Source organism: Micromonospora sp. NPDC005257, assembly GCF_042872445.1.
In the GTDB taxonomy this organism is placed as follows: Bacteria; Actinomycetota; Actinomycetes; order Mycobacteriales; family Micromonosporaceae; genus Micromonospora.
In genome coordinates this window covers 1-24,029 of record NZ_JBIAKL010000019.1, presented here as the reverse complement: position 1 = coordinate 24,029, position 24,029 = coordinate 1, and the positions used below count along the sequence as shown (strand labels likewise).

Genomic DNA, 24,029 nt, shown 5'->3' with positions numbered 1-24,029 from the left:
CGCCTCAGCGCCGCCGGCACAGCCGCCGCAGCGTCCGCCCCAGCCACCAGGCGTACACCCGCTGGAAACCGAGCACGACCGGTCCGCCGGCCCGCGCGTACCACTGGGCCGGGCGGCTGAACGCGGTCACCTCGAACCAGACGCCGTCGGCGCCCCGGGTCACCAGGAACGCCTCCTCACCGACCTCCGGGTGCCCGGGCAGCGTGCCGTAGCCGAACCCGGCCCGGTCCGGCTCGTCCACCGTCCAGACCACCTCGGTCGGGCCCCACAGCCGCACCGGGCCGACACCGACGCCCGGCGTGGCCCGTACCCCGGGGGCGGCGCGCGGCGCGTCCGTGCGCATCACCACGCCGGCCGCGCGGTGCAGCCGCCAGCCGAGCACCGCGTCCACCGCGACCGGGAAACCGTCGTCCGGCAGCCGGACCCGGTGGCGCAGGTGGTGGTAGCCGGCCGGCAGGCCGCCGTCGCGGGTCGCGCCCACCTCCGGGTACGTCAACTCCGGCACGCCGGTCACCTCCTCGCTCGCGGGATCACCCCCGCCAGGGTACGGCCGCCCGGGCGGGCTGTGGTGAGCTGAGCCGGTGACCGACGTGACCATCGCCCCCGCCGGAATCGCCGACGCCGGGGAGATCCTCACCGTGCAGCGTGCCGCGTACCTGGTGGAGGCGCAGCGCTACCGCGACGTGTTCCTGCCCCCGCTGACCGAGACGCTGGACGAGGTACGGGCGGCGCTGACCGGGCCGGACGTGGTGCTCACCGCCCGGCACGGCACCCGCCTGGTCGGCTCGGTACGCGCCCGCGTCGACGGCGACACCGCACACGTCGGCCGCCTCTCGGTCGCGCCCGACCAGCAGGGCCGGGGCGTCGGCGGGCGGCTGCTGGACGCCGTCGAGCAGGCCTGCGCGCACCGGGTGGCCCGGTTCGCGCTGTTCACCGGCGCGGACAGCGCGACGAACCTGTCCCTGTACGCGGGGCGCGGCTACCGGGTGGTGTCGTACCGGCCGGACGAGAACGGCAACCGCCTCGCCGTGCTGGAGAAGACGCTCAGTTCGGCTCGCAGCGACGCCTGAGCCCGTCCGCCTCCTGCCGCAGGTAACGGCGCACCATCGGCCCGGCCAGCAGCCCGACCAGCCCGGCCAGCGGACCGGTCTGCGTCAGGACCAGCTCGGCGCGGGTGCGCCCGTCGCCGGTCGGCGCCAGCCGGTGCTCGCCCCGGGTCCGCACACCGGGGCCCGCCGACTCCCAGACGAAGGAGTACGGCGGCTCGATCTCGGTGACCCGCCACACCGCCGGAGGCAGGCGCGGCTGTTCCAGCCGGGCGGTGGAGCCGAGTGCCAGCGGACCGGGCTCCAGCCGGCGGGCGGCGGTGACCGAGGGCGTCCACTCCGGCCAGCGCTCGATGTCGCTCTGCACTGCCCAGACCTGTTCGACGTCGGCGGCGATCTCGACGGACTCGACGAACCGCATCGGCGTTCCTCCCCCGTGGACGGTCCACTCAGGCTATGCCCGGACCCCGCCCGCCCGCCGCCCCGCCCGCCCTGTCCGCCCCGCCCGCCCTGCCCGCTCCCGCTCGCCCGGCTCGCTCCCGCTCGCCCGGCTCGCCGATCGTGGACTTGTGGCGCCCAGGATGTCCGGTCAACGGTTTTCCGAGGTGCCACAACCCCGAGATCGCCGGTTTGCCGCGCCCGGGAGATGCGCGGGCGGCGCCGTCTCGCGCGGGTCGGGGCGATGGCACGGGCCGGTCCGGCGGATCAGGCGGCTTCGCGGAGATCGGCCAGGGTGACCGGGGCGTACCGCGTCAGCAGGCGTTCCAGCTCGGCGACCGAGCCGACCTCGCCGAGGACGTTGACGCCACCGCCGCGCTCGGGCGGATAGCGGTGCGCCAGCCGGTAGCGGTAGCGGCCACGGATCAACTCGACGCTGACCCGCCAGCGCCCACAGCATCCGCAACTCCACTCCGGCACGCCGCGACGGTAGCTCTGACCTGCGGTTTCACCATTCGGGCGGCGGTGACGAACGCGGTCGGGACGGGACACGCCGCCCGGCCGCCCGCGGTGATCTGCCTCACCACTGTCGGTGGGGTCTGGTTGACTGGTCGCCGTGGACCTGCCGATCAACCCTCCGGTCGAGCCGATGCTGGCCAAGAGCGTGGCCGAGTTGCCCACCGACCACGGCCTCACCTACGAGCCGAAGTGGGACGGCTTCCGCTGCATCGTGTTCCGCGACGGCGACGAGGTCGAGCTGGCCAGCCGGGGCGGCAAGTCGATGACGCGCTACTTCCCCGAGGTGGTCGAGCAGGCCCGCCGGCAGCTCCCGCCGCGGTGCGCGGTGGACGGCGAGCTGATCGTGATCCGCCGGGACGGGCCGGGTGGGCAGCCGCGGCTCGACTTCGAGCTGCTGGCCCAGCGCATCCATCCGGCCGCCTCCCGGGTGAAGCTGCTGGCCGAGACGACCCCGGCCGACTTCGTCGCCTTCGACCTGCTGGCGATCGACGACGAGCTGCTCACCGAGCAGCCCTATCCCCGGCGCCGGGAGCGGCTGGAGCAGGCGCTGTCCGGGGTGCGCCCGCCGGTGCACGTGACCCAGGTGACCACCGACCCGGAGACGGCCCGCCGCTGGTTCGACGTGTTCGAGGGCGCCGGGCTGGACGGCCTGATCGTCAAGCCGGCCGACCTGCCGTACGAGCCGGGCAAGCGGCTCATGTTCAAGGTCAAGCACGCGCGCACCATGGACGCGGTGGTGGCCGGTTTCCGCTGGCACAAGTCCGGGCCGGTGGTCGGCTCGCTACTGCTCGGTCTCTACGACGACGACGGCGTGCTGCACCACATCGGCGTCAGCTCCTCGTTCACCATGGCCCGCCGCAAGGAGCTGCTCGACGAGCTGGAGCCCTACCGCGACGTCGGCGGCGAGCACCCGTGGGCGCACGGCGACCACGAGCGGGGCCAGCGCATCCCGGGCGGGGTCAGCCGGTGGACCGGCGGCAAGAACCTGGAGTGGGAGCCGCTGCGCCCGGCGCTCGTGGTCGAGGTGGCGTACGACGCGATGGAGGGCGACCGGCTGCGGCACACCGCCCGGTTCCTGCGATGGCGCCCCGACCGCGATCCCCGCTCCTGCGGCTACGGCCAGCTCGACCGCCCGATCCGCTACGACGTCGACGAGGTGCTGCGCGGCGATCCCGCGGCGACGGTCGGTGACGCCCACGACCGGGCGTAGCCTGACTGTCGACACGATCATGGAAGGCGCCCACGTGACACGCTTCCCCGACCGGACCCGCCGGTTCCGGCCCGTCCTGGCCGCGTTCGTCGCGGCGGTGGTGCTCACCGCCGGCTGCACGCTGCCGGCGTTCGCTCCGCGCGCCGAGAGCGAGGGCGAGGCCGCCCCGCCGGGCGCCGCCGCGAACTGGCGGGCCTGCCCGGAGGTTCCCGACGAGCTGGTCGGCCGGGGCGCGGCGGACATGCGCTACGAGTGTGCCCGGATCGCCGTGCCGCGCAACTGGGGCACCGGGGCCACCACCGGCGCGACCGCCGGGCCGGGCGCCGGGGAGACGTTCGAGATCGCGCTGATCCGGGCCCGCTCGACAAAGCAACGCGACCGGATCGGGTCGCTGGTGGTCAACCCCGGCGGTCCCGGCGCCTCCGGCGTCGACACCGCCGTCTACCTCTCCTTCGGTCCGGCGTTCGGCGGCCTGCCGACGGCGATCACGGACCGGTTCGACATCGTCGGCTTCGACCCGCGCGGCGTGGCCCGGTCCAGCCCGGTCAAGTGCATCTCCGACGCCGACCTTGACGCCAGCTTCGGCTACGACCCCGACCCGCGGAGCCAGTCGTCGTTCGACGGCTTCGTCGACCTCAACCGGCGCATCGGCCAGCGGTGCGGCGCGAAGTACGGCGACCAGCTCCCGCTCTACGGCACCGAGCAGGCCGCGCGGGACATGGACGCGGTCCGCGCGGCGGTCGGCGACGACACGCTGACCTACCTGGGCTACTCCTACGGCACGTTGCTCGGCGCCACCTATGCGCAGCTCTACCCGCAGCGCGTGCGCGCCCTGGTGCTCGACGGCGCGGTCGACCCGCAGCAGAAGCTGATCGCCGGGTCGGAGAGCCAGGCGAAGGGCTTCGAGCGGGCGTTCGACAACTTCACCAAGTGGTGCGCCGCGAACGCCGGCGGCTGCCCGATCGCCCCGGACGCCCGGGCCGCGATCACCGCCGAGATCGACAAGGCGAGGGGCTTTCCGGTGCGCGGGCGGGGCAGCCGGGAGGCCACCGCCGGGTGGATCTTCTACGCGGTGATCTCCTCCCTCTACACCGAACAGGGCTGGCAGGAGCTGGCCCGGGCGATCGACGACCTGCAGGGCGGCGACCCGGACGGCGTGTTCAAGCTGGCCGACTCGTACGCGGGCCGCGAGCCCGACGGGCACTACTCCAACCTGTTCGACGCCAACCTGGCGGTGAACTGCGCGGACGAGACCGAGAAGCCGACCCTCGATCAGGTCCGCCAGTTGCAGTCGCAGTGGCGGCAGAAGTACCCGCTGTTCGGTGCTGCCCTGGCGATGGGCATGCTGGGCTGCGTGGAGTGGCCCGGCGAGCGGGATCCGTACCCGACCGGCCGGGCGAACGGCGCCCCGCCGATCCTCGTGGTCGGCACCACCGGCGACCCGGCCACGCCGTACGAGCAGACGCCCGCGCTCGCGTCGATGCTCGGTGTGGGACGGGTGCTCACCTGGGAGGGCGAGGGGCACACCGCCTACCCGCAGACCTCGTGCGTGACGTCGGCCGTCGACGCGTACCTGATCTCGCTCACCGTCCCCCGGGAGGGGCTGCGCTGCCCCGCCCGGTGACGGTGCGGCCGCCGGTCAGCCGGCGGCCGGGGGCGTCCAGCCCGCCGGGATGTGCCCGATGCGCACGCGCTGGGGGTGGTCGCCGACCGGGACGCTGGCGACCTTCTGCCCGGTGGCGAAGTTGATCGCGGTGACCTGGTCCGCGCCGGATTCGGAGATCACGCAGTCCCGGCCGTCCCCGCTGACGGTGGCCCAGTACGGCTTGCTCGCGGGCACCAGCGGGCCCTCCCGCAGCGTGGCCCGGTCCAGCACCGTGGCGTAGTCGTCCATGGTCCCGGCGACGCAGATCCGGGTGCCGTCAGGGCTCATCGACAGGCCGTGGTGCCGGGAGTCGTTGACCCACGTGGTGCGGTCCTCGCTGGTGGCCGGGTTCTTCGGCAGCGTGGCGACGCGGGTGACCCGGTCGGTGGCCACGTCGTACTCGACCACGCCGTTGAAGAAGGACACCTGGAAGTAGAGCCGGCTGCCGTCCGGGGTGAACACGGCCGGGCGGACCGCGTCGGAGAGGTCCCGGCGACCGGCGGCGTCGAGCCGGTCGCGCATGTCGATCACCTTGACCACCTGGTACGTGCTGGTGTCGGCGACGGTGATCCGGCGATCGCCCTTGGTCCAGTCGAGCCACGGCGCGTCCAGGTCGGTGTTGACCTCCCCGATGGACATGTTCCACAGCCGGGTGCCGCCGTCGGTGAAGATGTTCTCGTGCGGCTTGTCGCCGGCGCCGAACGAGCCGAGTTGCGCGCCGGTGCGGATGTCCAGCACGTGCACGGTGTTGGAGGTGGAGGCGGAGACCGCGACCCGGGTGCCGTCGGGCGAGACGGCCATGTGGTCGGCGCGGTAGCCGGAGACCGGGAACCGCCAGCGCAGCGCGCCGGTGGCCAGGTCGATCGAGACGACGTCGGCGAAGCTGGGCCGCGACACCACGAGCGCGGCGCCGTCCGGTGTGGTGTACATGTCGTCGATGAGCTGGTCGTGGCCCTCTCCGGGGCCCTGCCGGATGCCGAGGAAGAACGCCAGCCTGACCGGGTTGAGGTAGATCTCGCGCAGTCGCGCGGCGCGGTCCGGGACCACGTTGATCCGGCCGATCCGGGCGTAGTCGCCGCGGGACCTGATGACGTCGGCGGTGCCGTCCCAGTTGTTGCCGACGAACATCACCTCCTGGAGCGTGACCGCGGCGGCGGCCGGCGCGGGGGCCGTCACCAGTGGCACCGGTGCGATCAGGGCGATCGCGGCCAGCGCGGCGAGGCCGGCGCGACGGCGGGTACGGGACGGGTGCTGTGGCACGGGGGTCATGGACGCCTCCTGGCAGCCGGTAGGGCATCGACGTTTCTCAGTGGCGCGAGCGGTGTTACCTTGCGGTAACAACCAGGAGAGCAACCGGCCACCCACCGGGGCTAGGGATCTGACGCCAACGCCCGCGCGGCCCGGTTGTGCCGTGTCGACAACGGGAGGGCGGCGGGTGCCGATGACCCGTACCGGACAGGTCCCGACGTTCGGCGCGTTGCTGCGCGACCTGTCCGCCGATCCGGCCGCCGTCGACGAGGTGGCGCGGGCGGCCCAGGCCGACTCCCCCGAGGTGGCCCGGCTGCCCGCCGAGGAGGTACGCCGCCAGGTCGTGCTGCTGCTGACCAGCGGCCTGGGCGCGCTGGAACGCCGCGAGGACCCGGCCGGACGCGACTTCGCCGAGGCCCGACGGCTGGGCGCGGACCGGGCCGCGCAGGGCGTCTCGGTGGCCGGCCTGCTGCGCGGGGTGCAGGCCGGGCGGGACCGCGCGGTGGAGCTGGTGGTGCGGCACGGGCGGGCCGCGGGAATCCCGGACGAGGTGCTGCTGGAAGGGCTGCTCACCATCGGCCGGTACGCCGCGGCCGTGGAGCGAGCCGTGGTCGACGGGCACCGCAACGCCGAGCGGGAACTGGTACGCACCGGCGCGGCGGCCCGGACACACCTGCTGCGGCGGCTGCTACGCGACGGACCGGCGGGCCTGGCCCCGGCCGAGCTGACCCGGTTCGGGCTGCGGCCGGACGCGCGCTACCACTGCCTGGTCGCCGCGCCACCCGACCCGGTCCGGGCGTACGCGCTGCACCGGCAGCTCACCGCGCGGGGCGGCCTGCTCGGCACGGTCGAGGACCGGCTGGCCGGGCTGCTTCCGCGACCGCCCGACGCCGTGCCGGCCGACCTGCTGACGCTGGTGGCGCCCGCCCAGCCGCTGGAGCGGGCCCCGGCCATGTACGCGCTCTGCCTGGCGGCGCTGGCCACCGCCGCGCACCGGCGGCTGCGCGGGCTGCGTCAGGTCACCGACCTGGCCGGGGAGACCGCGCTCGCCGCCCAGCCGGTCCTCGCCGAGCTGCTGCGGGCGAGCCTGCTCGGCGCGCTCGACCCGGCTGACGGCTTCCACCGGGAGCTGGCCGGCACGGCGCTCGCCTGGCTGCACCACGGGCAGCGGCTGGACCAGACCGCCGCCGCGCTGCACGTCCACCCGAACACGGTGCGCTACCGGCTGCGGCGGCTGCGGGAGCTGACCGGCGGGCCACCGGTCGAGGAGGGGGCGCGGTGCACGGTGCCGGAGACCGTGCACTGGTGGTGGGCGCTGCGGAGCTGGCTGGACGGCGGGTGACGCCGCCGCACCACCTCGGGGTCAGACCAGTCCGACGCCCGGGCCACCCCGGCGCGCGGCGCTGTGCCAGGCTGGCCCGATGACCGAGATGATCTTCCGGGAGGCGGTCCGCGCCGACCTGCCCGCCGTGCTCGCCCTGCTCGCCGACGACGTGCTGGGCCGCACCCGCGACCTGCCCGAGGTGGACGAGGCGTACGAGCGGGCCTTCGCCGACCTCGACGCCGACCCGCGCAACCACCTGATCGTCGCCGACGACGGCGGGGAGCTGGTCGGCTGCTTCCAGCTCACGTACATCCCCGGGCTGGGACGGCACGGGGCCGAGCGGTGCCTGATCGAGTCCGTGCGGGTCCGCTCCGACCGGCGCGGCCGTGGGCTGGGCGGGACGATGATGCGCTGGGCGATCGACCGGGCCCGGGAGCGCGGCTGCACGCTGGTGCAGCTCACCACCGACAAGCAGCGCACCGACGCGCACCGGTTCTACCGCGACCTGGGCTTCGTGGCCAGCCACGAGGGCATGAAGCTGGCACTCTGACCCGGCCGCCGCCCTCGGTGGCGGTGATCAGCTCTCCTCGCCGAGCCGCAGCACCCCACCGAGACGCAACCGGCGGTTGGCCACGGCCTCCACGGCGATCGCGACGGCGAGGGCCGCCGCTCCGACCGCGACGACCGCGACGACCAGCCAGGGCTCGAACACCAGGCGCACCGGTGTACCACCGGCGAAGGCGGACAGGCCCAGCACCGGATCGAGCAGAAGCGGCATCAGCGCACCCGCCACCGCGCCGGTGAGTACGGCCGTGCCGACCAGCGGGCCGAGTTCCACGAGCAGCAGGCCCCGCCCCTGCCCCGGGGACAGACCCAGCGTGCGCAGCCGGGACAGGACCTGGCCCCGGGCACGGGCGCCGGCCACCACCACGAACGCGATCGCCAGCAGGCCCAGCCCGGTGCCGACCGCCGCGCCCGCGGCGAACCCGAACCCGAGGATGCCGTTCACGCTGCCCTCGCCGATCTGACCACGAACGTCGGTCCAGGTGTGCACGGCCACCTCCCGCGGTGGTTCACGCCCGACGAACGCGCCGGAACTCTGGAACCGGAGCTGGCCCTCGTTGCCGACCCGCCGCAACGCCGCCACGTCGAGATCGTTTCCGGACACCAGGAAGCCGGTGGGCGTCACGTCGGTCTGCCGGGCGGGCAGATGCTGCCAGGGCAGCACCACGAACCGGGTGGTGTCGGCCCGGACCAGTGGGAACGTCTCGGACCGCTCGGCCACCCGGAACTCGTACCGCTGGCCCTGCACCCCGACGAAGGCGGAGTCGGTGTGGCCGGCGGCGGCGAGATCCGCCGCCACGGCCGGCGACACCACCGCCGGCACCGGACCCGGCCCGGCGGTGCCGAGCAGCGCCTGGGGCACCGGCACCGGCACGTCGGCGTCGCGCGCCAGGCGGGCCAGTTCCGGACCGTGCACCAGGATCACACTGACCGCGCCGACCCTCAGGTCCACGCCCCGCTCGTCTGCGGCCAGCCGCTGGTCCGCCTCCTGCGCGACCGGGGAGCTACGCCGCACCCCGGCAAGGCGGGTCAGTTCGGTGCCGGTGTCGAGGGCGAGCCGCTCGCCGGTGATCAGCGCGTCGGCCGGCACCTGCCGGGCGGCGGCCGCGTCCCGGCCGGCCTCCAGACCGGTGGTGACCACAGCACAGAACGCCGCCGAGGCGATCGCCAGAACCACTACCACCAGGGGGGTGGTGACCACGGACCGGGCGGCGCGGGCCGTGCCGAGGAACGCCACGCTGCCCGTGCCGCGGGCGGCGAGGCGGCCGAGCAGCCGCAGCGGCCACGGATACAGCCGAATCGCGAGCACCGCCGAGGCGACGGCCGACAGCACCGGAACGGACACCAGCAGCGGATCGACCTCGCCGGGGACCAGGCCCCGGCGACGCAGCAGCAGCACACCGAGCACGGCCAGCAGCAGCACCCCGGCCTCCACAGTGACGCGCCGCGCCGACGGACGCGCTGTCACCGGGTCACGGCGGACGGCCACGCCGGTCGGCACGGCGAGCGTCGCCACCGGCAGGGCCGAGACGATCAGGACCGTGGCGAGCACGGCCGCGGGTACGGAGTTCGACCACGGTCCGGGCGCGAGGTTGCCGAGCGCGTACCCGAGTGCCGCAGCGGGCACCAGCACCAGCACCGACTCGGCCAGGCTGCGCCGGACCGCGACGGCGGCGGTGCCGCCACGGGCACGCAGCAGGGTGAACTCGGTCCGCCTGCGGCGCGTCGTCGATCCGGCCGCCAGCACCACCAGCCCGGCCAGCGCGCCCAGCACGCCGGCGGCGGCCACCGCGAGGACGGTACGCGCGGCGGCCACCTGGTCGCGGAACTCCCGCAGGGGAAGGTCGAGGCCCTGGGTGAAGACGCGGCCCTGGGCCTTGTAGCTCATCTGCTGGAAGTCGTCGATGAGCCGGTCCACGTGCCGACTGTGGATTCCGCCGGCGTCCATCCGGTAGCGCCAGCCGAACCGCAGACCCCAACCGTCGGCGGAGAGCCGGTCCAGCGTGGCCCCGTCAGCCACCGCGAGACCGACGAAGGGCTGCCCGTCCCCGGACGGCTCGACCACGCGCAGCACCTGGGACAGCCCTTCCCAGATGCCGTCGGCACGGTCACGCGGCTCGAACACACCCACCACCCGCACCGCGACGGGATCGGGCACGTCCTCGGAGGACACCGACTCGGGTCCGGCGAGGGTGAGCCGGCTGCCGACCCGCAGGTTCAGCTTGCCGGCCACCTGACCGGCCAACGCGATCTGCACCGGCTCGTCGCGTGACGCCGCCGGCTCCGGCCAGGTCCCGGCGGTGAGCCGGCCCGACTCGGTGATCCCCGGCATGTCGCGCAGCCCGAGATCGACGAGCAAATTCCTCGCCGCCAGATCCGGGCCGGTCAACCGGCCGGGATCGGTCTCGGCGGTGAACCACCGCTTGTCGACCATCCGGCGCACGCCCGGCGGCATCTCGGCCTGCAACCGAGGCAGGTCGGACTCGAACGCCTCCATCAACGACGTGCCGTTGCCGACGTTGAAGATCGGCTCGGTGCCGTACGTCACGTCTCGCGTCGCGGCCGGCTGGCCACGGAGGAAGGTCTGCAGACCCGCGTCGGCGCGCTCGTTCACCAGCCGGGGCGCGGCGCCGGTCAGCGCCAGCACGACCGCGGCCAGCGCGGCCAGCAACAGGAACTGTCCGCCGTATGCCCGCACGCGGCAGGCGACGGCGCTCATCCCGTCCCCGCCGTGAAGCCGGCCGTCGCCGTGCCGCATCCGGTCACCGCTCTCCCCCGATCCGCAACTGTGCCGCCGCCACCCGCTGCCGGATGCCGAAGGCGATGAACGCGCTGAACGCCAGTGCCGCCAGCAGCAGGCCCGCCGTTGTCGCTCCGACCGGAAGCCAGGGCAGGACGAACGCCGCCTCCGGCACCGGTCTGCCGGCCGACGGGGTGAGGACGGTCAGCGGCGCCATCGTCGCCCCGACCACGGCGCCGAGCACCAGCCCGACACCGACCCCGATCCCGGCCAGGAAGATCTGCTCGGCCAGCAGTGCCCGAGCCAGCAGGCGGGGGGTCGCACCGAGCGTGTGCAGGACGGCGAACTCGCCCAGCCGTCGCCGGGCGGCGGCCCGGACGTCGACGAGCAGGCCGACGAGCGCCAGCAGCGCCGCGCCCAGGGCCGCGACGAGCAGGCCGGTCCGGGCGCCCTGCCAGTAAGGGTCGGCCGCCGCCCGGTCGGCCGTCTGCCGCCGGTCCAGCACTGTGACGCCGGCCAGGTTCCCGGCCGCCCGCCGGCCGCCGTCGTCGGCGCTCAACCACCACTCCTGCACCGGCCGCACCGTGCCGGAGTCGCGGACCAGCCAGTCGGTGGCCGCGGGCAGGTCGAGCAGGACGCCCGCACCGGGCGCGGAGGGCACGGCGTCCACCTCGCCGACCAGGACGACCGGCAGCGGATGGCCGAGGAGCGAGAGCGTGACCGTCTCGCCCGGACGCATGCTCAGCGCCTCCCGTACGCGGGGGGTCATCACCGCGGCCACCGGATGGTGGTCAGCGGTCGGCACCACCGCGAAGCGCGACGAGTCCTGGACCGCGAACCGGCCGCCGGGCCGCACGACCACGACGTTCTCGGCGGTCAGGCCGGTGTCCGTGACCGCGACGGAGAGTTCTGCGCCGGGCACGCCGTTCGTGGCCCGCCAGTCCTGACCCAGCCGGGCCGGCCGGGCCGTGCCCGCGCCGTCGACCAGGCGCAGGTCGGCCACCTCCAGCCGGTACGCGGTGCCGGCCACGTCCCCGCCGTCGGCCTCGAAGCCGGCGAGGCGCAACACCCCGGCGTCGGGCAGCGGCACCCGGAACGGCACCTGCCGGCCGGTCTCATCGCCGGTGGTCACCGGCAACCGCAGGGCGAATCCGTCCGAGCGGGTCAGCAGCAGCCACACCTGCACCTGCTGGGCGGCGACCGCGTCGCGTACCGCCGTGCGGACCGTGCCGGTGACCGCCTGGGTCCCGGCGGGCAGTTCGACACCCGCGACCGGCCCGCGGGCCCGGACCATCCGATCGAACAACGCCGCCGCGGGCTCCGGGGCCAGCCGGTCGTCCAGCCGCACCACCCCCGCGGCGCCTGCCGCGTCGAGGCTGACCACAGTGGTGGTCAGGTCGGCGCGACCGACCCGGATCTCGTCGCGCCACGCCGGCAGGACCCGGTCGACACCCGGCAGCGCGGCGGTCTCCGCGGCCCGGCCCGGCGGCGCGACGCCGCCGGACTCGGTCAGCCGCAGGTCGGCGCCGACCGTGTGGTCGGCCTGGTCGACCTGGGAGCGCTCGCCGGTGGCCACCAGCGACCAGGCCAGCGTGCTGCCACCGACGGCCAGGGCCAGCAGCAGCACCGGACCGGCGTGCGGGCGACGACCCGCCTGCCACATGCCGAGGATGGTGGCCGTCCACAGCCGCCGGTCCACGAACCGTTCGGCGAAGCGGGTCGCGGGCGGCAGCAGCCGCAGCGCCACGACCGCGCCCGCCAGCACGCCGAGCGTCGGCGCGACGACCAGCAGCGGATCGACCCCCAGCCGGCCGGTCACACCGGCGACCGGGGAGGAGTACTGACGCAACTGGGTCCAGGCGATCACCGCGAACCCGACAAGCAACAGGTCGACGCCGGCCCGCTGCGCGCCGCCGGTCCGGACGGGCCGGGACCGGGCCGCCATGTCGGCGACGTACGTGCCGGCATCGCGCAGCGTCGGCGCGACCATGGCGACCAGGCAACCGGCGGCGGTGAGGGCGGTTGCCTGCCAGAGCGAGGTGATGCCTCCGTCGACGAGCGTCCGGCCGGCCCGGCTCAGCGCGGTGTCGGCGACGACCGTGCCCAGCACGGCTGCCGGCAGGACGACCACCGTCGCCTCCCGGGCCGCCAGGCCGGCCAACTGGAGCCGGGCGGCGCCCCGGGCCCGGAGCAGGGCGGTCTGGTTGCGCCGGTCGGCGTGCAGGAGCGCGGCCACCAGCACCAGCGCGTACCCGCCGAGGACGACGATGAGCAGGACCGGGGTCGCCAGCGCCGACCGGCCGACCAGATCGGCGTCGGCCACCCGGTCGAGGAGGCGGTCCATGGTGGTGACGACCTGCGCGGAGGAGCCGAGCCCGGCCTTCTCGGGCACGTCGGTGACGGCCGCCGGCAGCGCGTCCCGGACGTCCAGCAGCCGGCCCTGGTCGGCCACTGCGGCGAGGTCCGGCCGGATCACCCACCAGGCCGACACCGAGGTCGGAAACGTCGCGACGAAGTCCGCAGGGTCGAGCACGAACGGGCCGTGCGAGCTGTCGGAGGCCGCTGCGCCGCCCGTGCCCAGCCCGGGGGCCAGCCGCCAGTACGCCTCGGCTGGGTCACGGGGTCGCCAGGTGCCGACGAGCACCACTTCGCCGGCCCGGTCGGTGCTGCGGTCGAGCATCGGCACCCGGTCACCCACCGCCATGCCGAGCGCCCCGGCCACCTTCTCCGGTAGCGTCACCTGCACCGGCCGGGCGCCGGCCCGGGGCCAGGCCCCGGCGGTCAGCTCGGCGTGGGACGGCAGGTCGTCCAGGGTGGCCAGGTTCGCGAAGACCGGGTCGTCGTCCCGGGGCCTCGGCCCAAGGTTCCCGGTGAGTTCCCGGCCCGAGCCGTACCGGGCGCCGTACACGTCGACCCCGGCGCCGCCGAGCCCGCGGGCGAAACCGTCGCGGATCTCGCGGTCCCGGTCGGCCAGTTCGGCGGCGTCCCGGCCGGCCGAGCCGGTCACCAGCAGGCTGCGTTCCTCCACCGGCGCACCGGCCAGGAACGCGCGCTGCCCCGCCTCGACCGCGCGCCGGTTGAACTCGGTGAGGCCGGTGACCAGAGCGATCGCGACCAGCGCCGCGGCGGTGGCGGCGAGCAGCAGACCGCGAGCGTCCCGGGCCCGCCTCCATACCAGTGCCATCCGACCCCTCTCGTGGCCCGGCGTTCGGACGACCACAAGAGTCGTGAGGGCCAGGGAAAGGTTCGCGCAGTTACATGATCGTTATGACGTTCCGAACTGGACACCGTGGTCGGTCATGAGGCGCGGAACCCGGCCGCAGAACCGGGTACCGGGCCGCCGCCAGCCGGCGACGACCCGGTACGCGGGTCAGTCCTCCGGCGTCAGCCGGCCGTCGCGCAGCGTCAGCGTCCGGTCCGCCAGCTCGATCAGTGCCGGGTCGTGCGTGGCCACGAGCGCGGTCATCCCCCGGGCGTGCACCACCGCCCGGAGCAGGTCCATGATCGACCGTCCGGTCTCGGAGTCGAGCTGACCGGTTGGCTCGTCGGCGATCAGCAGATCCGGTTCGTTCGCCAGCGCCCGCGCCACCGCCACCCGCTGCTGCTGCCCGCCGGACAGCTCGTACGGGCGCTGCGCGGCGTGCCCGCCCAGCCCGACCAGTTCCAGCAGCACCGCCACCCGCTGCTCCCGTTCGGCCGCCGGCACCTTGGCCAGCCGCAGCGGCACCCCGACGTTCTCCGCGGCGGACAGGATCGGCACCAGCCCGAACGTCTGGAACACGAACCCGATGGTGCCCCGGCGCAACGCCAGCAGTTCGCGCTCGCCGGCCCCTGTGACGTCGTGCCCGGCCACCCGGATCCGCCCGGCGTCCGGCCGGTCCAGGCCGCCGATCAGGTTCAGCAGCGTGGTCTTGCCGGCGCCGGAGCGGCCCCGCACCGCGACCAGCTCGCCGCGCCGCGCGGTGAAGGAGACATCCTGTACGGCATGCACGGCGTGCTCACCCTTGCCGAAGGTATGGCTCACCCCCTCCACCTGGACCACGTCCTCCACTGCCGTCACCGGCGCCGCCGGCAGCACCACCGTCTGGTCGGTCATCACTCACTCTCCTCGGCGTGCGCCCGCTCGCCGGGGCGCACCTCGACGTGGTCGGGTTCCAGGTTGAGCCGGACCCGGTCGCGCAGGGACAGCGCCTCCACGAAGGGCGCCGGCAGCTGCATCCGGCCGGTGCGGTCGAGCACCGCGTACTCCTCGCTGACCATCTCGGTGTCGCCGTCGGCGGTGACGCGCGCGGTCCGGCGTACCTCGGAGGCGGTCCGGCCGTCGCGGATCGCGACGGTACGGCGGACCTGGCCGGCCACGGCCTGGTCGTGGGTGACCACCACGATGGTGACGCCCAGCTCGGCGTTGATGGTGCGCAGCGCGGCGAAGACCTCCGCCCCGGTCGCCTCGTCCAGCTCGCCCGTCGGCTCGTCGGCGAAGAGGATCTCCGGGTCGTTGGCGACCGCCACGGCCACCGCGCAGCGCTGCTGCTCGCCGCCGCTCATCTGGCCCGGACGGCGGTCCGCGCAGTAGCCGACGCCCACCATGTCCAGCAGTTCACGGGCCCGCTCCCGCCGCTTGCGCCGCCCGCCGCCCCGCCCGGCCAGCTTCATCGGCAGCTCCACGTTCTCCAGCGCGGTCAGGTAAGGCAGCAGGTTCCGGCCGGTCTGTTGCCAGACGAACCCGACCACCTCCCGCCGGTACGCCAGCCGCCGCTTGTTCGACAGCGACAGCAGGTCGTAGTCGGCGACGCGGGCGGTCCCCGCAGTCGGCGTGTCCAACCCGGACAGGATGTTCAGTAGCGTCGACTTGCCGGAACCGGAGGCGCCGACGATCGCGACCAGCTCACCTCTGTCGATCACGAGGTCGAGGCCCTGGAGGGCGAAGACCTCGACGCCCTCGGTCTTGAAGATGCGCACCAGGCCGTCGCAGACGATGTGCCCGCGCAGCCGGTCCCGTCCTCCGGCCCGTTCGGCGGCCCGTTCGGCCGCGCGCTGCTGCAGGGACGCCAGGTCCGGTACGGACGCCTCGGCGGTCGCGGTCATCTCAGCTCTCCTCTCCGAGCCGCAGCACCTCACCGAGGCGCAACCGGCGGTTGTTCACGGCTTCCACGGTGATCGCGAAGCCGAGGGCCAGCACGGCCAGGACCGACACCCCGGCCACCAGGCCGGGTTCGAAACGAGGGCGGATGTCCACACCGCCGGTGAACGCGGGCAGCCCGAGCACCGGCGTGAGCAGCAGCGGCAGCAACGCGCCGACCACCGCCCCGGTGAGCACCGACACCAGCACCAGCGGCGTCAGTTCCACCATCAGCAGTCCGCGCCACTGCCGGCGGGACAGGCCCATGGTGCGCAGCCGGGAGAGCACCTGCCCGCGCGAGCGGGCGCCGGCGAGCACCGCGAGCGCGAGCCCGAGCAGCCCCAGCACGGCGCCACCCCCGGCGCCGAGCGCGAAGCCGAACACCAGCAGGCCGTTCACCCCGGTGCCACCGAGGTCGGCGCGGACGGCGGAACGGGTGCTCACCTCCGGCGCGCGGGCCTTGTCCCCGGCGCCGATCCCGCCGATGCGCAGGTAGCGGTTCTGCCCCTCACGCGCGACCCGGTCCACCTCGGCGGCGTCCACGCCCGCGCCCGCCAGCACAAATCCGGTGGGCGCGAGCTGATGCGGCGCGTCTGCCGGCAACGCCGGCCACGGCAGCACCACGAACCGGCGTATGCCCTTGTCGACCAGCGCGAACTCGTCGACCGTGGCGGCGGTCCGCACCGGCAGCCGGTTGCCCTGCACGTTCAGCCAGGCGGGTCGCTCGCCCCGGGCGTCGGCGAGCCCGGCGTCGGCCAGTTCCCCGGCCACCGCCGGGGAGACGAGCGCCGGCAGCGGCGTACTGCCGTCGGCGCGGGCCCGCACCGGGTCGGGCACGCTCACCGGTACGCCGGCCCGGCGCGCCACCTCGGCGAACCGCTCCCCGTCCACGAGCACCACGCGCAGCTCGGTGATCGGCGCGAGGCGACCGGCACGGTCGGCGTAGGGTCGCTCGGCCGGCACCGTGAGCAGCGGCGCGACAGCGCGTACCCCGGGTAGCGCGGCCAACTCCCCGGCCGTGTCCGGCGCGAAGCGCTCGCCGCGCACCAGCAGGTCGCCGGGCACGGCCTGGGCGGCGGCGGTGTCCCGGCCGGTCTCGATGCCCGTCGCCACCACGCCGCAGAACGCGGCGGTGGCCACCGCCAGCACCACCACGACGAGCGGTCCGGTGCTCGCGGCCCGGCTCGCGCGGGCGGTGCCGAGGAACGCGACGCTGCCGCGCGCCCGCGCGGCGACGCGGCTGAGCAGCCGCAACGGCCAGGGGTACGCGCGCAGCGCCACCAGCGCCGCCGCGATCGCCAGCAGCACCGGCACGGACACCAGCAGCGGGTCCACCGAGCCGGCGGTGAGGCCACGGCGGCGCAGCAGGAACGCGCCGAGCACGGCGAGCCCGAGCACCGCCACCTCGACGGTGAGCCGGACGGCGGGCGACCGGCCGCCCAGGTCGGAGCGGCCACCGGCGCGGCGGCCGACCGCGAGCGCGGCGAGTGGCGGCAGCACCGTGGCCAGCAGCCCGGCGACCAGCACCCACCGCCACGGCGACCCGGCGCCGGGCAGCAGCCAGCCGAGCAGCCAGCCGATCCCGGCCGCGGCCGGCAGCACCAGCGCCGACTCGGCCAGACCGCGACGCAGCACGTCACCGGTCGAGCCGCCGCGCGCCCGGATCAGGTGGAACTCGGCGCGGCGGCGGCGCGCGGCCAGCCGGGCGGCCAGCAGCGTCAGCCCGGCCAGCGTGGCGAGCAGCCCGGCGGCGATGACCGCGAGCAGGGTACGCGCGGCGGCGAGCGCGTCGGCGAAGCGCCGCAGCGGGATGTCCACGCCCTGGCTGAGGGTCATCCTGAGCTCAGTGGACATGGCGCGGTCCAGCCCGTCGACGCCGGCGATCAGCGCGTCGAGGCGGCCCGGTTCGAGCCGGTCCGGGGCGATCCGGTACCGCCAGCCGAACGTCACCGGCCATTCGCGGGCGGTGATCGAGTTCAGGCCCGCGTCGGCGGTGTACGCGACGGCCACGAACGGATCGCCGTCGCCTTCCGGCGGGCTGAGCTTCAGCATCGACGGCAGCGTGTCCCAGACACCGCCGGCCGGGTCGTTCGGCCGCCACACGCCGACCAGGTCGACCGGGCGGGATTCGAGCACGCTGTTGTCGCGGTCCAGCAGCGAGAGGCGGAACCGGTCGCCGGCCGCGACGCCCAGCCGGGTGGCGATCGTCTCGGCGAGCGTCACCTCGATCGCGCCGGCCGGGGTGACACCGCGTTCCGGCCACCGCCCGTCGACCAGGGTGGCCGCCTCCCGGATGCCGGTGCCGGCGCGCAGGTGCAGGTCGATCAGCCCTTTGTCGTCGCTCAGCGTCGGACCGCGCAGTCGCCCGGGGACGGTCTGCGCCGCGAACCAGCGCTCTCCGATCGCGTCGCGCACCTCGGCGGGCATCTTCTCCTCGACCGCCGCGAGCAGGGCTCCCCGGCTGGCGACGACGGGCTGGTCCGAGGCGGGCACGACGTCCGGTCCGGCGCTGTACGCGAGATCCCGGCGGGCCACCGGCTGACCGGCCACGTACTCGGTGAGCCCCTGCCCGGTCAGCCGGTCGGCGACCCGGGGCACACCCGTGATCAACAGTGCGGTCACCAGGGTCAGGACGGCGAGCAGCAGGAACTGCCCGCCGTATGCGCGGACCCGGCGCGCGGCACCAGGAAGGCTCATCGTTCTCCTCCGATCCGGAGCTGCGCGGCGGCGACCCGCTGGCGGATGCCGGTGGTGATGACGGCGGCGAAGGCGAGCGCGGCGAGCAGCAGCCCGGCGGCGGTCGCCCCGATCGGCACCCACGGCACGGTGAAGACCGCCTCGGGCACCGGCCGTCCGGCGGCCGGGGTGAGGATCACCAACGGCACCATGGTGGCCGCGACGAGGGCGCCGACAAGCAGCCCGACGCCGACTCCGATCCCGGCCAGGAAACCCTGCTCGGCGAGGTAGGCGCGGGCCAGCAGCCGGGTGTTCGCGCCGAGCGTGTTGAACACGGCCAGTTCGTTGAGCCGCCGCCGGGTGGTGGCCCACACGTCGACAGCCAGGCCGACCAGCGCCAGCAGCACCGACCCGAGCGCGGCGGCCAGCAGGCCGGTACGCGCACCCTGCCAGTACGGGTCCTCGGCGGCCTCCGCGGCCACCGCCCGCCGGTCCAGCAGCACCGTGCCGCCGGTCGCGGCGAGCGCGTCAGCGGCCGCGGCGTGCCCGCCGGGCGTGGTGCCCAGCCACCACTCCGCCACCGGCCGGACGCCGCCGCTGCGTTCCAGGAGCTGGGTGGTGGCGGTGGGCAGGTCCAGCAGCACCCCGTCGCCACCGGTGCCGGGCACCGCGGCGACCTGGCCGACCACAGTGACCTCCAGCGTCACCTCGGCGACCGACAGCTTGACGGTGTCGCCGGTCTTGACGCTCATCGCGGCGGCCACGCCCGGCGTGACGAGCACCGGCACCGGCGGGTCGTCGGCCTGGGGCACCACGGCGAACCGGGACGAGGGCACCCGGGCGTACTGCAACAGCCCTTCGGGCACGTCGAAGGCCTGCGTCGCGTCCACCCGGGTGGGGGTGGCCTCGGCGTCGCGGCGTGGCCCGCTGCCCGGGTCGATCACCCGCCAGGCCCCCTCCACCGGCAACGGCAGGGACGCCCCTGCGGCGTCGGTGAGCCGCAACGTGTCCAGGAGCAGCCGGTAGGAGCTGCCGCTGGCGTCGCCGCCGTCGGCCTCGAAGCCGGCCAGGCGCAGCGGCGCGCCGCCGGTGTCGGGCAGCGGCACGGAGAAGCGCACCGGCCGTCCCTCGCCGCCGGCCTCGGCCAGCCGGACCCGCCAGGTGGCCCCGGCGTCGGTGGTGAACAGCGCGGTCACGGCGACCCGCGGCTGGTCGTACATGCTCTCGACCGGCGTGCGGACGGTGCCCGACAGTGTCTTCGCCCCGGCGGGCAGGACGCCGCCGGCCGGCGCGGCCCGGCCGCCGGCGAGCCGGTCCAGCAGGGCTCCGGTGGACGCCCCGCCGTCGGCGTCGTCGAGCCGGATCATGCCCTTCGCGGCGGCGGCGTCCAGGGCCACCACAGTCGCCGGCCGGGCCTCGCGGCCCAGGCGCACGTCGTCGCGCCAGGCGGGCAGCACCCGGTCCAGGCCGGAAACGGCGGCCAGCGCGGCGGCCCGGTCGGCCGGAGCGGCACCGTTGCGTTCGGTCAGTCGCAGGTCCGTGCCGACCGTGTGCTGGGCCTGGTCGCGTTGCGAGCGTTCCCAGGATGCGACGAGCGACCAGGCGAGCGTGCTGCCCCCGACGGCGAGCGCGAGCAGCAGCACCGGGCCGGCGTGCGGGCGGCGGCCCGCCTGCCACATGCCGAACATGGTGGCGTTCCACGTCCGCCGGTCGACGAGGCGTTCCGCGATCCGGGTGGTCGGCGGCAGCAGCCGCAACGCGATCACCGCGCCGGCCAGCACGCCGATGGTGGGTGCGGCGGCCAGCAGCGGATCGATGCCGAGGCTGCCGTTCGCGCCGGCGAGCGGCGACGAGTACTGCCGCAACTGGGTCCAGGCGAGCACGGCCAGGGCCACCAGCGCCACGTCCACGCTCGCCCGCTGCACCGCCGCTCCCCGGGTGGGGCGGGATCGGGCCGCCATGTCCGCGACGTACGTGCCGGCCCGGCGCATCGCCGGCACCACCATGGCGAGCAGACAGCCCATCGCCGCGCCGACCGCCACCAGCCACACCCGGGCCACGTCGCCGTCGGCCAGCCCCAGGTCCGCGCCCAGGAGGTGGATCGCCTGCCCGGTCAGCGCCGGGGCCAGCAGCAGCGCCGGCGCCACCACGAGCGTCGCCTCGCGTACGGCCAGCCCGGCGATCTGTCCCCGGGCCGCGCCCCGGGCCCGCAGCAGCGCGGTCTGCGCCCGCCGGTCCTCGTTGAGCAGCGCGGCCACCAGCACCAGCGCGTACCCGCCGAGCACGACGATCAGCAGCAGCGGTGTGAGCAGCGCGGACCGGCCCACCAGATCGGCCCGGCTGAGCCGGTCCACGAGCCGGTCCAGGTGGCTGAGCTGCTGCGCCGACGCGCCCAGGCCGGTGGCGTCGGGCAGCTTCCCGGTGATCTCGTCCAGCGCCGCCGTCACGGCTGGCAGCCGGGCCGGCTCGACCGCCACCAGGTCGGGGTCGACCAGCCAGGCCGCCGAGGTTGAACCCGGAAAGGTACTGGCGAAGTCGGCCGGGTCCAGCGCGAACGGCCCGTACGAGGTGACCACCGCGTCGCCCTGGCTCTCCCCCACCCCCGGGGCGAGACGCCAGTACGCCTCGGCGGCGTCCCGGGGCCGCCACGTGCCGGCCACCACCACGGTGCCGGCCCGCTCCGCTCCCCTGTCGTAGAGCGGCACCCGCTCCCCGACCTCAAGGCTCAGTTGTGCGGCGACCTTCTCCGGCAACGTCACCTGCAACGGGTTGCTGCCCGGCACCGGCCACGCCCCGGCCGCCAGCTCGGCGTGCGCCGGCAGGTCGTCGAGCGTGGCCAGGTTGGCGAACATCGGGTCGTCGTCGGTACGGGCGGCGCCCACGTCACCGGTCAGCTCCCGCCCGGTCCCGGAGCGGATGGCGGACACGGTGACCGGAGCGCCGCCGAGGCCGTTCGCGAACTGCTCCCGTACCGCCCGGTCCCGCTCGGCATACGCGGCGGCGTCGGCGCCACCGGAACCGCTGATCAGCAGACTGCGCTCCTCCGCCGGAGCGGTGTCCAGCACCGCCCGGGCGCCCGCCTCGACCGCCCGGCGGTTGTAGTCGGAGAGCCCGGTGACGAGCGCGACCGCGACGAGTGCCGCGACAGCGGCGGCGAGCAGCAGCCCACGAGCCTCTATCGCCCGCCTCCACACCAGCTTCATCCGACGTCCTCTCCGGGCCCCGGCGGGCCGATGCCGAGAGAGAGCAGCGACGCCCCGCAAAAGGTTCGCGCCCGTTACATGATCGTTATCGGCCTACCGCACAGCGCCCCGAACCCGGGGAGCGACCGTAGGGTGTGTCACGCCATGACCGGTGCCGCTCGCGGAACCCCTGACCACGCCGTACGCTGGGTCCGCTCGGCCCCGAAAGGACCGCACATGTCTGATCTTGACCACACCCCCGAACAGGCCGCCCGGGAGGCTGGACTCCGCGAGGTCTCGGAGGCGCTACTCAACATCGAGCAAGCGATCAAGAGAACCCAGCGGGCGAAGCGCACGGTGTCCATGACCGTCGGCTGCGACGATCTCGCGCGGATGCTGGACACCGCCGCACGCAACCTGGAAATCGCCCGCAAGGACCTGTTTCAGGGCGCCTACTTCTCGGCGGATTCGCCTAAGCTCTTCTGACCATGCGCAGTGGTGAGCAGATCCGATCGGCGCTCGTCAAGTTCGCCGACCGGTGGCAGGGCTACTCCGGCACGGAGCGCTCCGAGGCCCAGACCTTCCTCAACGAGTTGTTCGAGTGCTACGGCCGCAACCGCAAGGACGCCGGAGCGGTGTTCGAGGACGCCCACGCGTCCACCGGAATCATGGATCTGCACCTGCCGGGCCAGCTCATCGTCGAGATGAAGGCGCCCAAGGAGAGCACACGACTCCCTCAGCACCGCAAGCAGGCGCTCGACTACTGGCACAACTCGGCCGACGTGGCGACCGAACGGCCGGCCCCCCGGTTCGTGGTCCTCTGCTCGTTCCAGCGCTTCGAGATCTGGGAGCCGGGCAAGTATCCGAACGCTCCACTGATGGAGTACAGCCTCGCCGACCTGCCGGACCGTTACGAGTCCCTGATGGTGCTGGCCGGTGAGGAACCGCTGTTCCAGCACAGCAGCAAGGAGCTGACCAGATCCGCCGCCGTCGCGGTCGCCCGGATCTATCAGGGCCTCCTCGACCGGGAGGCGGCCGCGCCGGAGTCGATCCAGCGATTCATCCTCCAGATGGTCTGGCTGTTCTTCGCCGAGGACTTCGACATGATCGAGGGCCGGCCGACCGAGCAGACGCTCCGGTTCCTCACCGAGGTAGGCGAGGTGTGGTCGTCCTACCTGATGCTGGGCGGCCTCTTCACCTCCCTCAACGATCCCGACGACCACGGCCGGCGGGGCGTGCTGAAGGGCACGCAGTACGTCAACGGCGACCTGTTCAACAAGCCCGCGCTCGTCCACCTGACCCGGGAAGAGGCAGCGGAGCTGCTGGAGATCTGCAGGTATGACTGGCGGCAGGTCGACCCGACCATCTTCGGGTCGCTCATCGAGGGCTTCCTCAGCAGCGATCGCAGTGCCCTCGGTGCCCACTACACGCACGAGGTCGACATCCTGAAGATCGTCCGGCCGACGGTCGTCAAGCCGTGGCGGGCCCGGATCGACGCGGTGGCCACGCCGGACGAAGGCGTCGCCCTGCTGGACGAGCTGTGCCGGTTCCGGGTGCTCGACCCCGCCTGCGGCTGCGGCAACTTCCTCTACGTCGCCTACCGGGAGCTCCGTCACCTGGAACACACGCTGAAAGAGCGGATCACCTCGCTGGCCAAGGCTTCCGGCCTGCCGGTTCCCACCGGGCTGCCGTACTTCCCCCTCCGCAACATGCAGGGTATCGACGTGGTGCCGATGGCGACCGCCGTCGCCCGGGTCACGCTCTGGATGGGCCACCGGCAGATGATCGAGAAGTACGGCGCCGCCGAGCCACCGCTGCCGCTGGTCAGCCTCGCCTCCATCCGGACGGCTGATGCCCTGCGGGTGCCCTGGCCCGAGACCGACTGCATCGTCGGCAACCCCCCGTTCCTCGGCTCGCAGTTCATGCGCGACGCCCACGGCGACGACTACCTCAAGTGGCTGACCATCACCTTCAAGGTCGGCATCAAGGACTTCTGCGTCTACTGGTTCCGGCGCGCCCACCAGCATCTCAAGCCGGGCCAGCGGGCCGGGCTGGTCGGCACCAACTCGATCTCCCAGAACCGCGCCCGCTCGGCGAGCCTGGAGTACGTCACCAGCAACGGCGGCGTCATCACCGACGCGGTGTCCAGCCAGACCTGGCCGGGCGAGGCGAAGGTCCATGTCAGCCTGGTCAACTGGGTGAACACGCCGAGCGAGCCGCCCACCAGGGCCCCGGCAAAGTCGTGAGGGTGTCCGGCTTGGGTGGTTCGAAGTAGAAGCGCCGGTGTTGGTAGCAGCAAGACGGGCATGACCAGTTCA

The 24,029-nt window shown here is 74.6% G+C and carries 17 protein-coding genes; 7 read left to right on the top strand and 10 right to left on the bottom strand.

The genetic code is table 11. The annotated features are described in order from the left end of the window. Positions 1–4: 4 nt before the first annotated feature. The gene (locus ACFYO8_RS28365; RefSeq protein WP_355015036.1) at positions 5–505 is read right to left on the bottom strand and encodes a DUF1990 domain-containing protein; all 501 of its coding nucleotides are present in this window, start codon (positions 503–505) and stop codon (positions 5–7) included. Positions 506–581: 76 nt separating this feature from the next. On the opposite strand from ACFYO8_RS28365, the gene ACFYO8_RS28360 reads away from it, so the two are divergent. Further along, positions 582–1,070, top strand: coding sequence for a GNAT family N-acetyltransferase (locus tag ACFYO8_RS28360; RefSeq protein ID WP_354865350.1), 489 nt, complete (start codon positions 582–584; stop codon positions 1,068–1,070). On the opposite strand, the gene ACFYO8_RS28355 is transcribed toward ACFYO8_RS28360, so the two are convergent. Further along, positions 1,045–1,467, bottom strand: coding sequence for an SRPBCC family protein (locus ACFYO8_RS28355; protein ID WP_354865352.1), 423 nt, complete (start codon positions 1,465–1,467; stop codon positions 1,045–1,047). The two genes, ACFYO8_RS28360 and ACFYO8_RS28355, sit on opposite strands and share 26 nt — an antisense overlap. Before the next feature lie 284 nt (positions 1,468–1,751). After that, positions 1,752–1,964, bottom strand: a complete 213-nt coding sequence (locus tag ACFYO8_RS28350; RefSeq protein ID WP_354865354.1) for a hypothetical protein — start codon at positions 1,962–1,964, stop codon at positions 1,752–1,754. Positions 1,965–2,100: 136 nt separating this feature from the next. Here ACFYO8_RS28350 and ACFYO8_RS28345 point away from each other — a divergent pair, with 136 nt between their 5' ends. Beyond that, positions 2,101–3,213, top strand: coding sequence for an ATP-dependent DNA ligase (locus ACFYO8_RS28345; RefSeq protein WP_354865356.1), 1,113 nt, complete (start codon positions 2,101–2,103; stop codon positions 3,211–3,213). A 34-nt stretch (positions 3,214–3,247) separates the two neighbouring features. After that, positions 3,248–4,837 (top strand): alpha/beta hydrolase, encoded by a 1,590-nt coding sequence (locus ACFYO8_RS28340; protein ID WP_387257759.1) that lies wholly within the window; start codon positions 3,248–3,250, stop codon positions 4,835–4,837. Positions 4,838–4,852: 15 nt separating this feature from the next. Here ACFYO8_RS28340 and ACFYO8_RS28335 read toward each other — a convergent pair whose 3' ends face one another. Next, positions 4,853–6,127 carry a YncE family protein gene (locus ACFYO8_RS28335; protein ID WP_354865358.1) on the bottom strand — a complete coding sequence of 425 codons (1,275 nt, stop codon included), beginning with the start codon at positions 6,125–6,127 and terminating at the stop codon, positions 4,853–4,855. A gap of 172 nt (positions 6,128–6,299) precedes the next feature. On the opposite strand from ACFYO8_RS28335, the gene ACFYO8_RS28330 reads away from it, so the two are divergent. Further along, the gene (locus ACFYO8_RS28330; protein ID WP_354865360.1) at positions 6,300–7,448 is read left to right on the top strand and encodes a helix-turn-helix domain-containing protein; all 1,149 of its coding nucleotides are present in this window, start codon (positions 6,300–6,302) and stop codon (positions 7,446–7,448) included. Between the two features lie 79 nt (positions 7,449–7,527). Further along, the gene (locus ACFYO8_RS28325) at positions 7,528–7,980 is read left to right on the top strand and encodes a GNAT family N-acetyltransferase (protein ID WP_354865362.1); all 453 of its coding nucleotides are present in this window, start codon (positions 7,528–7,530) and stop codon (positions 7,978–7,980) included. 27 nt (positions 7,981–8,007) lie between these two features. Here ACFYO8_RS28325 and ACFYO8_RS28320 read toward each other — a convergent pair whose 3' ends face one another. From ACFYO8_RS28320 to ACFYO8_RS28295, 6 genes are all read right to left on the bottom strand, one after another. After that, positions 8,008–10,713 carry a hypothetical protein gene (locus ACFYO8_RS28320; RefSeq protein ID WP_354865364.1) on the bottom strand — a complete coding sequence of 902 codons (2,706 nt, stop codon included), beginning with the start codon at positions 10,711–10,713 and terminating at the stop codon, positions 8,008–8,010. Positions 10,714–10,756: 43 nt separating this feature from the next. Continuing rightward, complete coding sequence (locus ACFYO8_RS28315; protein WP_354865366.1) at positions 10,757–13,918, bottom strand: FtsX-like permease family protein; 3,162 nt, start codon at positions 13,916–13,918, stop codon at positions 10,757–10,759. A gap of 186 nt (positions 13,919–14,104) precedes the next feature. Next, entirely contained in the window at positions 14,105–14,830 is a 726-nt protein-coding gene (locus tag ACFYO8_RS28310) for an ABC transporter ATP-binding protein (RefSeq protein WP_354865368.1), read from the bottom strand. After that, entirely contained in the window at positions 14,830–15,819 is a 990-nt protein-coding gene (locus ACFYO8_RS28305; protein WP_354865370.1) for an ABC transporter ATP-binding protein, read from the bottom strand. The genes ACFYO8_RS28310 and ACFYO8_RS28305 overlap by 1 nt, the downstream gene beginning before the upstream one ends. Before the next feature lies 1 nt (position 15,820). Beyond that, the gene (locus ACFYO8_RS28300) at positions 15,821–18,550 is read right to left on the bottom strand and encodes an FtsX-like permease family protein (protein WP_387257758.1); all 2,730 of its coding nucleotides are present in this window, start codon (positions 18,548–18,550) and stop codon (positions 15,821–15,823) included. After that, a complete protein-coding gene (locus tag ACFYO8_RS28295; RefSeq protein WP_354865374.1) occupies positions 18,547–21,732 on the bottom strand; it encodes an FtsX-like permease family protein in 3,186 nt (1,061 codons plus the stop codon). Before ACFYO8_RS28295 ends, ACFYO8_RS28300 begins: the two co-directional genes overlap by 4 nt. 216 nt (positions 21,733–21,948) lie before the next feature. Between ACFYO8_RS28295 and ACFYO8_RS28290 the strand changes: the two genes are divergently transcribed. Further along, complete coding sequence (locus ACFYO8_RS28290) at positions 21,949–22,197, top strand: hypothetical protein (protein ID WP_120570987.1); 249 nt, start codon at positions 21,949–21,951, stop codon at positions 22,195–22,197. Between the two features lie 2 nt (positions 22,198–22,199). Further along, positions 22,200–23,957 (top strand): DNA methyltransferase, encoded by a 1,758-nt coding sequence (locus ACFYO8_RS28285; RefSeq protein ID WP_387257756.1) that lies wholly within the window; start codon positions 22,200–22,202, stop codon positions 23,955–23,957. Positions 23,958–24,029: the final 72 nt, after the last annotated feature.

Excerpts from the sequence above, each read along its gene's own strand:
- ACFYO8_RS28335 (WP_354865358.1), bottom strand. The coding sequence starts at position 6,127 with ATGACCCCCGTGCCACAGCACCCGTCCCGTACCCGCCGTCGCGCCGGC.
- ACFYO8_RS28285 (WP_387257756.1), top strand. The coding sequence starts at position 22,200 with ATGCGCAGTGGTGAGCAGATCCGATCGGCGCTCGTCAAGTTCGCCGAC.
- ACFYO8_RS28300 (WP_387257758.1), bottom strand. The coding sequence starts at position 18,550 with ATGAGCCTTCCTGGTGCCGCGCGCCGGGTCCGCGCATACGGCGGGCAG.
- ACFYO8_RS28320 (WP_354865364.1), bottom strand. The coding sequence starts at position 10,713 with ATGAGCGCCGTCGCCTGCCGCGTGCGGGCATACGGCGGACAGTTCCTG.
- ACFYO8_RS28325 (WP_354865362.1), top strand. The coding sequence starts at position 7,528 with ATGACCGAGATGATCTTCCGGGAGGCGGTCCGCGCCGACCTGCCCGCC.
- ACFYO8_RS28330 (WP_354865360.1), top strand. The coding sequence starts at position 6,300 with ATGACCCGTACCGGACAGGTCCCGACGTTCGGCGCGTTGCTGCGCGAC.
- ACFYO8_RS28290 (WP_120570987.1), top strand. The coding sequence starts at position 21,949 with ATGTCTGATCTTGACCACACCCCCGAACAGGCCGCCCGGGAGGCTGGA.
- ACFYO8_RS28295 (WP_354865374.1), bottom strand. The coding sequence starts at position 21,732 with ATGAAGCTGGTGTGGAGGCGGGCGATAGAGGCTCGTGGGCTGCTGCTC.
- ACFYO8_RS28315 (WP_354865366.1), bottom strand. The coding sequence starts at position 13,918 with ATGGCACTGGTATGGAGGCGGGCCCGGGACGCTCGCGGTCTGCTGCTC.
- ACFYO8_RS28355 (WP_354865352.1), bottom strand. The coding sequence starts at position 1,467 with ATGCGGTTCGTCGAGTCCGTCGAGATCGCCGCCGACGTCGAACAGGTC.
- ACFYO8_RS28310 (WP_354865368.1), bottom strand. The coding sequence starts at position 14,830 with ATGACCGACCAGACGGTGGTGCTGCCGGCGGCGCCGGTGACGGCAGTG.
- ACFYO8_RS28305 (WP_354865370.1), bottom strand. The coding sequence starts at position 15,819 with ATGACCGCGACCGCCGAGGCGTCCGTACCGGACCTGGCGTCCCTGCAG.